This window comes from Bacillus sp. JJ1127, from assembly GCF_036965845.1.
Classification (GTDB): domain Bacteria; phylum Bacillota; class Bacilli; order Bacillales; family Bacillaceae_G; genus Bacillus_A.
This window is the reverse complement of the sequence record NZ_JBALQK010000070.1, coordinates 1-12,747: the sequence shown is the minus strand read 5'-3', so window position 1 is coordinate 12,747 and position 12,747 is coordinate 1. Positions and strand designations below refer to the sequence as shown.

Here is a 12,747-nt window from a genome sequence, read left to right as displayed (position 1 = left end):
TCGAAAAATTAAAATGGATTTATATAGGTGCAATCTTGTTTAGAAAGAAATAGAAATAGTATACTAGAATCTCTATAAGCTAACAGATAAGGGGATCTAGATGGTATATTGGTTATTATTACTTGTAACGATTATATTTGAAGTTGCTGGAACTGTCGCAATGAAGTTATCAAATGGTTTAACAAAATTGGTTCCAAGTGTACTAATTTTCGTATTTTACGGAATTTGTTTTAGCGTATTTGCCATAGTTGTTAAAAAGATTCATTTAAGTATTGCGTATGCAATCTGGTCCGGTTTAGGGACACTACTTATTACCATTATTAGCGTCTACTTTTTTAAGGAGCATATTAGCTTATTTCAAGCGTTTTGTATCCTTTTCATTGTTCTAGGCGTGATTGGATTGAAGGTGTCGTCAGCATCGTAAAAAGCTATCTTCTGAGGAAGATAGCTTTTTTGATTGCACTAATTTTTATTGTCTATTAAAACGCCCAGTTCCCTTTACGGAAAATTGGTTCATGTGTACCATCAGCTGTAATACCATCAATATCAAGTTCCGCGGAACCGATCATAAAGTCTTCGTGTGTAATACTAGCGTTTGCCCCATTTTCTGCAAGTTCTTCTTTTGTCATTGTTTTACCGCCAACTAAGTTAAATGCATAAGCATTCCCAATTGCTAAATGGCAAGATGCGTTTTCGTCAAATAGCGTATTATAGAACAAAATGTTTGTATTGGAAATCGGTGAATCATGAGGTACTAATGCAACTTCTCCTAAGAAGTGTGAGCCTTCATCTGTTTCTATTAAGTGTTTTAGTGCTTCTTCACCAACATCAGCTTTATAGTCAATAATGCGTCCATTTTCGAATGTCAGTGTAAAGTTATCGATAATGTTACCTGCAAATACCAATGGTTTTGTGCTTGATACTTGTCCATTTATACCCGTTTTTAATGGCATAGTAAAGACTTCTTCTGTCGGAATGTTAGCCATAAATGGTACATTCTTTTCGTTTAAGCTACCAGCGCCCGCCCATATATGTTTTTCTGGAAGTTCAATTGTTAAATCTGTTCCAGGACCTGTATAGTGAAGGGCTTTATAATGTTTTTCATTTAAGTAGTCTACTTTTGTATGTAATGTTTTATCATGTTCTTTCCATGCTTCAACAGGATTTTCTAGATTTGCACGAGTTGCTTGGAAAATTGCATCCCATAGTTTTTCTTCTTGTTGTTCTGGTGCTGCATCAGGGAATACTTTTGCAGCCCATTCTTTTGTAGGAACAGAGATTACACACCAGCTTACTTTATCAGCTTGTACATAATCACGGTATACTTTCATCGCTTCGCCAGCAACTTTATGAGCAGTTGCAATTCGTTTTGCATCTACACCCTTTAATAAATCAGGGTTTTCCGCATAAATAGACATAAAGGCTGCGCCTTCTTTTGCTAATTCTTCACGTGCATGAGCTTTCCATGAAGGGAATTCAGCAAATGCTTCTTCGGGAGCTAAATCAAATTTCAAGCGAGTTAATATTTCATCGTTCCAATCGACATATACATGCTTTGCACCAGATTTATAAGCTTTTTCTGTAACAAGGCGTACAAATGGAGCTGCTTCAAGCGGTGCATTAATTGATAATGTTTGTCCAGGCTGAATATTAACACCGACATTAACTGCAAGAGCAGCATATTTTTCTAACGTTTTTTCAAATGACATATGATAATCTCCTTTATTAAAAAAAGTTCTTATTTCATATAATACAAGAAAATTCAAAAAATATAAATAGAGTCTAGGTTACATTAATCCCGATCCTTTGTTTCTTCGCCTATTTGTTACAACAAAGGGTAATCGATTTAGTAGCATGATTAGGTTGGTGAGACTATAACAATTTAATGGAATAATAATAAAAAGAATCTCTTCATTTGTATGCTGAAAGTGTGCCATATTTTTAACCTTTATTGTAAAAATGAGTACGATGCTCAAAGTATCGTACTCATTTTTTTATGATATTAAGTTCTATTTTTACTTATTTAATGGAAGATGCAAATTGTTCAACTGTAGTAGTGTTATGTATACGAACGCGTTTCATTTTTAAAAGCTCATCAGGTTCGCCTTTCGTAATGAATTGCCCTGGTTTTGTTGTCGTTGCAAATTGATAATATTTTTTCGTTTCTGCTACGACTTTATCATCGACATGCCCAAATGGATATGCAATAGCAATAACAGGCTTTCCTGTAATCTTTTCTAGTTTTTCTTTGGATCCTTTTAACTCTCCTTCATAGTTTGTGATTTTCGGTAAATCAGCATGTGTTGCAGTATGAGATTGTACAGAGAAGATACCAGAGTCAACCATCTCTTTTATTTCTGCAGAGGATAAAGCACCTTCTACATCAACGTTATCAACAATCATGTACTCGGTTGCGGTTGGTTTAAATGTATCATCTTTTAACTTTTGTAAAACGCGGAATGCATTCATATTATTTTTCATGCCATCATCAAACGTAACAAAAATAGGTTTATTGACTTTATTTATATCATTCCAACGTTCAAACGTTAGTAATGTATAACCGTTTTCTTTTAAGTACTTCATTTGTGCTTCAAAGTTGGCAGGAGATACAAATAAGTCTTTAATTCCTTGCCCATGATAATCATCAATGGCGTGATACATGAGAATAGGAACATGCTGCTGGAATGTAATAGTAGATTTTGTGAGCGGAATACTCTTTCCATCTTCTTTTACACCGGATGCTTCAATTTGATATTCACCGCGTTTTCCTTCAAATTCCTTTACATCAAAAGGAATTGTAAACTGCTTGTCCTTTTCTTTAGATGAAAAAGATTTTGCACTTTCTTTTCCATCTGCAGTACGCCAAATTTTATATTGCACTTCAGTTAAAGAGTCTTTTACATCTGTCATATGAATAGATGTATTTGTAGATTCATGTGTAATGGAATCAAAAGAAATTTTGCCTTGTGGTTGCACAGTCTCTGCTTGTTTTTTTACTTGTTCTTGAACCTTTTTCTCTTTTTTAGGTTCTTGGCTGGCATTACTCGTAGTACAGCCTGCTAGAATCACAGATGTACATAAAGCAATTGCTGCGTATTTTCTCATAACGATCACCTTCTATTGTGTATTATGTTGCGCGCTATTACAGTGAAATCCCCACCGCTATAAAGTGATGGGGCGTTTCAAATATATGTAATGATATACCCTTGTTCATCATATCATTTGGAGAAAATGAGGGGAATATGATTTTTGAGGGAACTGGTTATAGTGAAAAAGGGATTAGCTGCTTCGAATGGATCTTCTTTTTCGATTCTTATTAGAAGCGATAATAATATAACCTAATACAAAAATAAAAGGAATGATAAATACGTAACTAGGCATTCCCCACACATAATAGCTTTTCATACTTAAAATTAATACATGTAAAAAATCAGCGAGAGCATGAAATTTCATAAAGTCCTCCGATGTATTTTTTACAAATTATAACACCGAAAATACATATTATGTATATTTAGAAATGCGAATTAAGCTAATTTTAAAGTAAGAGAGGAAAATAAAAAAATCTCCATCATACAAATCGTATGATGGAGATTTTCATGTTATTAAATAAATAATCCAGCAATTGTAGCGGATAAAATAGAAGCAAGTGTTGATGCAAATAGCATTTTCCAACCAAACTTAGATGCGACGCTTCCTTGTTTCTCAGAAAGAGCACGGATTGTACCAACGATTGCACCGATTTGGCTAATACTTGCGAAGCTAATTAAGAATACAGTAACGATTCCAACTGTGCGTGGAGATAATGTTGTTGCAATTTCTTTTAAATCAAGAATTGCCACGAATTCATTTAGAGTAATTTTTGTTCCCATAATTCCACCAGCTTGGATAATATCATGTGCTGGAATACCCATTAGGAATGCAAATGGGGCAAGAATATAACCAAAGATTTGTTGCAATGTCAGAGCGTGTCCCAGTGCACCAGAAGCTGCACTAATTACATAGTTTACAACTTCCATAACCCCGATAAAGGCAATCATTAAAGCGGCAACGATACCAGCTACTTTTAAACCATCTAATGCACCGTTAATCATTGCACCGATGAAGCTATCGCCAAATAGATTTCTATCAAATTTCTGGATTGTTTCATCTTCTTTCACTGTATCAACTGGTGTTAATAGTGAACAAACGATTAAGCTAGAGAATAGGTTCAGAGGCAATGCTGCTAGTACATATTTTGCATCTAACATCATAACGTAAGATGCTGTTACAGAAGCTGAAACGGAGCTCATAGCAGAACAGCAAATAATGAACATACGGTTTTTATTAAAATGCTGTAAGTCATTTTTAATAACAATTAATGCTTCACTTGAGCCAAAGAATACAGAGTTTACCGCATGGAATGATTCAACGCGTGGTAAACCAGTAATTTTAGAAATGACACCGCCGACAACGCGAACGATGAATGGTAAAACACCTAAATAACTAAAAATAGAAAGTAGTGCTGAGAAAAAGACAATAATTAATAATACATTTAAGAAAAAGACAAAGTCTCTGTGGAGTCCATTAAAGAGAAAATCGACACCTGTTGTACCAAGTTTAATGAGTTTGTTGAAAACTTTACTAATGAAAATGATGATCTGTTGACCAATTTTTGTGCTAAACATAAACCAACCAATTAAAATTTGGAAAACAATCATAATAGCAATTGCGCGGAAGTTGATTTTACTTTTATCGTTTGACAAAGCAAAACATAAACCTAAAACGACAAGAATGCCGATTACACTTATTACATATTGCATGTAGTTGCCCCTTTCAGAAGTTCGTATAAAGTTTTTACATAAAACGCTCGTTATATAACTATATAAATACAAATTGAAAAAACGGCATAAACCCTTTCTTTTTAGGCGGGAGAGAGCATCTAGCCATACATAGAAGCGGTCAGATCCTTTTTTTGCCCCATGCCAAGTGAAACCAAAAAGAGAAAACGAGAGCAGGTCACCTTTTGTTCGTCATAGCCGCGAATTATACGCTTGAAAATCAAAATGGATTTATATAATAAAATAGAAGAGGTTTCATGTCATACGTAAGATGTCTGACCTTTTAGAAAAGTGAAAAATAAAAAAGACCCATATGGATTTACTTTCATCTATGAGAGAAAGCTAATCCATATGAGTCTTCGTATACACAAACAAGCTAATATTTATTAGTTTTCCCCATAGTCCAGCAATTTTCGGTTGCCGGGTAGAAACTCTCGATCCATATTATCAAGTATATATGAGGTAACATCGTCCGTATTTAATTAGTAGTAGCGTAACATTAATAAAGAATTGTCGTCAATAGATTTTTTCTTCCAATGGCTAAAGAGCGAGGGAGTATGGTAAAATGTAACGCAGTGTTATGAAAAAGAGAGGTCGGAAAATGAGTAATAAAATGACGCCACCAGTTGAAAAAAACGAGTTTATAGATGTAGTATTTGAAGATTTAACACATGACGGTGCCGGTGTTGCGAAAGTAAAAGGATATCCTATTTTCGTGAAAAACGGATTACCAGGTGAAGAAGCACAAATCAAAATTATTAAAGTAAAGAAGAATTTCGCATTTGGCCGTTTAATGAAGCTTCATACAGAAAGCCCATATCGCAAAGATGCAGAATGTCCAGTTTACAACCAATGTGGAGGTTGTCAGCTTCAGCACTTAACATATGAAGGACAGCTAAAAGCGAAGGAAAAACAAGTACGTGACGTTATGCAGCGCATCGGTGGACTTTCTGATGTACCTGTTCACCCTGTTCTTGGCATGAAAAATCCATGGGTATACAGAAACAAAGCACAAGTACCAATTGGAGAACGTGAAGGCGGACTTGTAGCAGGTTTCTACCGCCAAGGAACGCATGACATCATTAATATGGAGACATGCTTAATTCAAGCTGAAGAAAACGATACATTAATTCAAGAAGTAAAACGTATTTGTGAAAAACATGGGATCACAGCGTACAACGAAGAACGCCATAAAGGAACGCTTCGTCATGTAATGGCTAGGTACGGACAAGTAACAGGGGAAATTATGCTTGTCTTCATTACACGTACGGCAGAACTTCCAAACAAAGAGGCGATCATCGAAGAAATTACAGCGAAGTTCCCGAATGTAAAATCAATTATTCAAAACGTAAATACAAAACGTACAAATGTAATCTTTGGAGACAAAACAACAGTCCTATACGGATCAGAATATATTTATGACTTTATCGGTGAGATTAAATTTGCCATCTCAGCACGTTCTTTCTATCAAGTAAACCCAGAACAAACGAAAGTACTGTATGACAAAGCGTTAGAATACGCAAAACTAAATGGAAACGAAACAGTCATCGATGCATACTGCGGAATCGGATCAATCTCGTTATTCCTAGCGCAAAAGGCAAAGAAAGTATACGGCGTTGAAATCGTTCCAGAAGCAATCGAAGACGCAAACAGAAATGCGGAACTCAACAACATGACAAACGCTGAATTTGCAGTAGGAGAAGCAGAAGTAGTCATTCCAAACTGGTACAAAGAAGGCATAATCGCCGATACAATCGTCGTCGACCCGCCGCGTAAAGGTTGTGACGAAGCATTATTAAACACGATCATTGATATGAAGCCAAAGCGTGTTGTGTATGTATCATGTAACCCGGCGACACTTGCTCGTGATTTGAAAGTACTAGAAGAAGGCGGATATAAGACGCAGGAGGTTCAGCCTGTTGATATGTTCCCGCATACTACTCATTGTGAAACGGTCGCGTGGTTGGAGTTGGTATAATAGAAAAGCAGTTGATATAGAAAAAATCTATGCCATCTGCTTTTTTGTTTATAAAAATACCATTCAGGAGCAATTTTAGTTAAAATAAACATTGCCGATTTTCACAATAGTTTTTCACAAATTATAAATGTCCAAATATACTTGTGTTTGATAATAAGTTATTAAGCATGATATAAGTGTAAAAGAAGTGGAACATTGGGCTTTATCCCGCATTAACGGGCAGTAATACTCCCACCTCAAATTTCGGCGGAAGCAAAGAAGTTAGGTGGGAGATAAACTGCCCGTAAAAGCCCGATTGGTTCAACTAATAATCAGTGGGGATGAAGAAAACCCCCACTGATTAAAGTTTCACTTTATATTTTTTGACCGAGAGTTTGAAGTTGTATCCATAGTGAGAGGATTTGAGTTTGAAATGATAGATAATTTTTGGCGTGATTTACCACGACCATTTTTTGTACTTGCACCAATGGAAGATGTGACAGATGTTGTTTTTCGTCACGTAGTAAGTGAAGCCGGTCGACCGGATGTATTTTTCACAGAGTTTACAAACTCGGATAGCTATTGTCATCCAGAGGGTATGAAAAGTGTGCGTGGCCGTTTGATTTTTACAGAAGATGAACAGCCACTGGTGGCACATATTTGGGGGGATAATCCCGAATATTTCCGTCAAATGAGTATTGGCATGGCAGAGCTAGGGTTTAAAGGCATCGATATTAATATGGGTTGCCCTGTACCGAATGTGGCATCGAGAGGGAAAGGTAGTGGCCTTATTCTGCGTCCAGACGTTGCGGCAGAACTTATTCAAGCAGCAAAAGCGGGTGGACTGCCTGTCAGCGTGAAAACACGACTTGGCTTTAAAGAGTTAAATGAGTGGAAGGAGTGGCTAACGCATATTTTAAAACAGGATATTGCGAACCTTTCTATTCATTTACGTACAAGAGAAGAAATGAGCCAAGTAGATGCGCATTGGGAGCTAATTCCGGAAATCAAAAAATTACGTGACCGTATCGCACCAAATACGCTACTAACAATCAATGGAGACATTCCTGACCGTCAAACGGGGCTGCAGCTTGCTGAACAATATGGTATTGATGGCGTTATGATCGGGCGAGGTATTTTTAAAAATCCATTTGCTTTTGAAAAAGAGCCAAAAGAGCATAGCAGTAAAGAACATCTTAATCTTTTAAGACTACAGCTTGATCTTCAAGATCAATATGCGGAAGTACTACCACGTTCAATCACAGGGCTTCATCGCTTTTTCAAAATTTATGTAAAAGGATTCCATGGAGCTGCTGAATTAAGAAATCAATTGATGAACACGAAAACAACAGATGAAGTGCGTGCATTGCTTGATAAATTTGAAAAGAGTGTTGATGAGACCGGTGATAGTGAAATGATGTAACTCTCCAAAAGTTAGAGGGAAATGAATTACATCAATTTATGTGTATTTATTTTGTTCAGTTAGCCGACAACTTTTGTTTTGAGAAAGTCTGTTTTCTGAAAGAAGAAGGTCTTAAGAATGTAATAAAACCATCAGTACCTATACTCTGGATATGTGGAGTGTGTGGTTTGGCTGAGTTTAGAATAAGCGTAGAGCTGGAAAAGAACAGTGTATTTGAGAAATCAAAGCACTGTTTTTTCTTTTAGTTATGTTATGAGCGAAATCTTTTTATAGGCATACAACAAACACGTGATCCATAGATACAATGATGGAGAAAAGGTCGGGTAAGACTACAAAACCTATCTTTAAAATGTTAAAGTATTAATTTAACGACATTAATTTATACATGCTAAAAGCATTACTATATTTAACATTTCAGGAGGAAAAACAATGGCAATGAGCAACAACGATATATTAAAGAGAGTAAGATATGCTATGGATATAAAAGATACAGATATGGTGGAAATCTTTAAACTTGGTGGCATGGAAGTAACGAAAGAAGAAGTAGTTGATATGCTTACAAAAATAAAGAAAAGCCCCCAGCACGAAGCTGAAAATGCTGATGTAATTGAAGATGATTACGTACTAACATGCGATATGATGATGTTAGAGTCATTTTTTAATGGATTTATTACTTTAAAAAGAGGAAAGCAAGATCCGAAACCAGGGCAACCGATGCCTTTACAGGGCAATGAGAGTGCCAATAACCTTCTTCTAAAGAAAATGAAAATAGCACTATCTTTAACGAGTGAGGATGTACTTGATATATTAGACAGTGTAGGAGTTAAGGTGACAAAAGGAGAACTAGGCGCTTTATTAAGAAAGAAAGGCCATAAGAATTACAAAGAGTGCGGCGATAGATACGCAAGGAATTTCGTAAAGGGATTAGCTGTAAAGTATAGAGGATAAGGAATAAGAGTTGTAACATTTATGTTGAAACAGTAAATGATATAATAGGTAGAGTAGGACGTCTGTAGCCTACTCTTTTTTATTTGTAAAAATAACAAGAACAAATACGCTAGGTGATGAAATGATACATACATATTTAGGTGAGACAATTAATTTTCATATAACTTATAAGAAGAAAAAATCAGTACGTCTTTATGTAGATTCTTACGGGAATGTGGAAGTGCAAGCTCCGAAAGGGACGCCTGTTGAATATATAATCCAGTTGTTAGAAGAGAAATGGGATTGGATTCAGAAAACACGTAAGGAAATGCAGGAGAGAATGCGTGGGCCACAGGAAAAGGCTTATGATCAAGGAGAGGGATTTCTGTATTTAGGAAGCACGTATCCGATACAGATTTCTCAAGATACAAGCATTGAGCAAGACAATGCAGTTTTTGAAGGGGATAAGCTACATATTTATGTGAAAGAGCTTAAGGATGAGAAAATACAACAAGCCTTAAAGAGATTTTACTATAAACAGTGTAAGGCGTTAGTGGAGAAGAGTATTAAAGTACATCAAAGCAACTTTAAAACAAAGCCACGTTCCATTCGTATTACAGATAGTAGTCGTACTTGGGGAACTTGTGATTCAAATTTACAGCTAACATTCAATTGGAAGCTGGCAATGGCACCGCCGAGGGTAATCGACTATGTAGTCGTTCATGAAATGTGCCATATGGTCCATTTAAATCATGATCGATCCTTTTGGCGCCTTGTTGGGAAGATAATGCCTGATTATAAGGAAATGGAAGATTGGTTAGCGTTATCAAGCTGGAAAATGACTGTTTAGTAGTGATATCGTTGGAGCGATTATTATTGCACTACAGTTTTAGTTTATAATTGCTCCTTTTCTTATAACTGAACTCACAAACATCCCATGTATTGCCGCATACACTCTGGACACGTAGCGCATGTAGATGCACTATTCTTAAGGAAAGGTAGTGAACAACAGGCCTTATCGAGATATAGATGGGGTCTTATTTTTATTTAGAATTAGTTACGGTGAACCGTCCCATAAATAAATGAGTTTTTTATATAGTGATGAAGATTTCTCTTCATTCAGCACCCTAAAATATGTCTGGTTAAAACTAATAAAAAGCTGACGTATACAGGCTTTTAAGAATAAAAATTGTATTCATCAGATTTTTTGATATTGCTAAAAATATACACCTTTTAGCAATATATATCTGTTTACTTAAGTAAGAATAAAGTCTGTGAAGTTTAGGTTGTTGAATTGACGATAAACTACAATGATGGTAAAATAAGGGATTGTCATGTATAAAAAAGGAGAGAAGTTTATGCATTTAATGTATTCATCCCCTGCTTCTAAAATGATTAGCTTTATCAGCTTAGAAGATTTCTTGAGAGAAAAGGAATCGGAAGATTATAAATTGATTATGGATTCTAACGTAAGTATATATTTAGAAGATTACTTTGATGACCCAATAGGAACGATTAGTAATTGGAATAATAACAATAATCAAGAATTATTAACAGATTTCTTTGACATGATTAAGTGTATAAGGGATAAGAAACTGGAATTTAGCATTAGTAATGCATTGAATGAAAATTGCAGAGATATTTTAGGTGATTATACTTTAAACACAGATAAATTCATTCGTAGAGTTGATAAGGCTCAATACTTGCTTGAAGATTTACCTATTAAGGAAGTTTTTTTTCCTTCTGGGCCATTTATCTCAAGTAATGATTTTAATTATATGAAGGAAGTTTTGCAACCAATAGTAGATATAGTTGATATTCCAGAAACATCATCAAATTTAATACTATCTTATGTTAACACTCTTAAAATTAAGCAATTAATTAGTGATAACAGTAAAAGTAATTTTGAAAAATTAAAAGAGTATTACGATTTTATGATAAACAAGGTTGATATTATCAGTTTAGTTCATTGGGGCACGGCTATACTTTGTTTTGGTGGACTAAAATTAAAAAGTGGAAGGAATATTACAAAGCTAATTCATATTACTAAAAAGAAAAACATTTCTAAAAGGGAGTCGTATATAAGAGGAATCTGGAATGCTGCTCTCGATTTAGCTTGGGTTATAGATGTTTGTCAAGAAATCAAAACTAACAATAAAATACCAATATTTGTAACGAATGATGAAGCAATTAACGAGATAATGAAAAGGTATACATTGCGTATGTTTTTTAAAGGTACAGATAAAATGCCTGCATTAGCAGAATTTGATTTATCAGAAACTAATTTTGATGAACGCTACATTAAAGAGCTTAATACGCTAGAAAAAGACCTTATTTCACGGCAAAAGAACAGCGGGCCAATTAGATTTTTAAAAAATAAAAGTAATTTAGATTATGAACTTCCCAAGCAATTGTTGAAAATTAAGGAAGAATTAGAAGAACTTATTCCATTTGAATGAAAGAGACCTTTATTATGGAAGTGATAATATGTCAGGAGAAAAAGAAATTGCAAGAAAAATAGTATCCACGGGGTATTTTGCAAGTCAGATACCAGGTGAATTTAAATCTACTATTTTAAGTAAGTATATAGATGTACTCGATTTAACAAAATCAAGACTATCTAAGGAAGGTTTAAATAAATGGTGTAAACTAATAGATTTTTCAATACCTAAAACAGATAACTTCCGAAGAATTCTTTCAGTTCCACACCCGCTACATTATATATTGTTGGCTCGATTAATTGAAGAGAATTGGATGGATCTGGATGCGCATTTTTCGAAGTCACAGTTTTCATTAACCACTCCACACATTTCTGAAGAGGGCATAACACCTAAATATAAAATGTCTGAGAAGATTAATAGAAGGATACATAATCTTGTTTCAAAAAGATATATATTACAAGCCGATATTACAAGGTATTATCCAAGTATTTACACTCATTCTATTCCGTGGGCATTACACACTAAAGAAGTTGCAAAAGCAAATCAAAGAGATGACGGCTACTTCGGTAATATAATTGATAGATTAGTAAGAAATCTGCAGGATGGACAAACTGTAGGTATACCAATTGGTCCAGTTGTATCCTTAATTATACAGGAGATAGTAGGTACAACAATTGATGATGAATTCAGAAAAGAATATGGTGTTGGTCTAGTAGGTTTTAGGTATACGGATGATATGGAATATTATTTTAGTTCATCAGAAGAAGCTGAAAGGGCTCTAAATATCTTAAACAAAATCCTAAAAAATTATGGATTAGATTTAAATAATGCAAAGACTAGAGTTATTAAAATACCACAAGTTTTGGAACCTGAGTGGTTGTACTACTTTAAAAAGTATGAATTCAGACGGAATAAAAAGGATAGGATGAAATCAATTAATCTGCAGCATACTGATATAAAAGAATACTTTAGTACAGCTTTTAAATTTAAGATACAATCAGATGAAAAGGGAATATTGAACTATGCAGTAAAAGCATTGAGGAATGTTGTGATTTTTAGAGAGAATTGGGATATATTTGAATCGTTATTATTACAATCTATTCTAGTAGATTCATCAATAATACCTACGGTTTTTGAGACTATTGAAGGATATAAATATAGGGGTTATCCATTGGATTATGA

General features: G+C 34.8%; 11 protein-coding genes and 1 riboswitch. Of the genes, 7 read left to right on the top strand and 4 right to left on the bottom strand.

Going from position 1 to position 12,747, the window contains the following annotated elements:
• Window positions 1-100 precede the first annotated feature (100 nt).
• A complete protein-coding gene (locus V7183_RS08880; RefSeq protein WP_097894927.1) occupies window positions 101-424 on the top strand; it encodes a DMT family transporter in 324 nt (107 codons plus the stop codon).
• Between the two features lie 55 nt (window positions 425-479).
• Here the strand turns inward: V7183_RS08880 and V7183_RS08875 are convergent, their stop codons facing one another.
• From V7183_RS08875 to V7183_RS08860, 4 genes are all read right to left on the bottom strand, one after another.
• Window positions 480-1,709 carry an aminopeptidase gene (locus tag V7183_RS08875; RefSeq protein WP_335359245.1) on the bottom strand — a complete coding sequence of 410 codons (1,230 nt, stop codon included), beginning with the start codon at window positions 1,707-1,709 and terminating at the stop codon, window positions 480-482.
• A gap of 310 nt (window positions 1,710-2,019) precedes the next feature.
• Complete coding sequence (locus V7183_RS08870; protein ID WP_335359244.1) at window positions 2,020-3,105, bottom strand: polysaccharide deacetylase family protein; 1,086 nt, start codon at window positions 3,103-3,105, stop codon at window positions 2,020-2,022.
• A gap of 174 nt (window positions 3,106-3,279) precedes the next feature.
• Complete coding sequence (locus tag V7183_RS08865; RefSeq protein WP_335359243.1) at window positions 3,280-3,453, bottom strand: hypothetical protein; 174 nt, start codon at window positions 3,451-3,453, stop codon at window positions 3,280-3,282.
• A gap of 149 nt (window positions 3,454-3,602) precedes the next feature.
• The gene (locus tag V7183_RS08860) at window positions 3,603-4,799 is read right to left on the bottom strand and encodes a NupC/NupG family nucleoside CNT transporter (RefSeq protein WP_335359242.1); all 1,197 of its coding nucleotides are present in this window, start codon (window positions 4,797-4,799) and stop codon (window positions 3,603-3,605) included.
• A 397-nt stretch (window positions 4,800-5,196) separates the two neighbouring features.
• A riboswitch (purine riboswitch) is annotated at window positions 5,197-5,298 on the bottom strand.
• Between the two features lie 120 nt (window positions 5,299-5,418).
• Between V7183_RS08860 and rlmD the strand changes: the two genes are divergently transcribed.
• From rlmD to V7183_RS08830, 6 genes are all read left to right on the top strand, one after another.
• Complete coding sequence (gene rlmD / locus V7183_RS08855; protein ID WP_335359241.1) at window positions 5,419-6,795, top strand: 23S rRNA (uracil(1939)-C(5))-methyltransferase RlmD; 1,377 nt, start codon at window positions 5,419-5,421, stop codon at window positions 6,793-6,795.
• Between the two features lie 412 nt (window positions 6,796-7,207).
• Complete coding sequence (locus V7183_RS08850; protein WP_335359240.1) at window positions 7,208-8,197, top strand: tRNA dihydrouridine synthase; 990 nt, start codon at window positions 7,208-7,210, stop codon at window positions 8,195-8,197.
• Between the two features lie 429 nt (window positions 8,198-8,626).
• Window positions 8,627-9,145 carry a DUF1456 family protein gene (locus V7183_RS08845; protein WP_335359239.1) on the top strand — a complete coding sequence of 173 codons (519 nt, stop codon included), beginning with the start codon at window positions 8,627-8,629 and terminating at the stop codon, window positions 9,143-9,145.
• A gap of 121 nt (window positions 9,146-9,266) precedes the next feature.
• Window positions 9,267-9,974, top strand: a complete 708-nt coding sequence (locus V7183_RS08840; RefSeq protein WP_097894961.1) for a M48 family metallopeptidase — start codon at window positions 9,267-9,269, stop codon at window positions 9,972-9,974.
• 508 nt (window positions 9,975-10,482) lie between these two features.
• Window positions 10,483-11,583, top strand: a complete 1,101-nt coding sequence (locus tag V7183_RS08835) for a hypothetical protein (RefSeq protein WP_335359238.1) — start codon at window positions 10,483-10,485, stop codon at window positions 11,581-11,583.
• A 28-nt stretch (window positions 11,584-11,611) separates the two neighbouring features.
• Window positions 11,612-12,747 (top strand): RNA-directed DNA polymerase (locus tag V7183_RS08830; protein ID WP_335359237.1); only part of this gene is annotated, 1,136 nt, incomplete at its 3' end.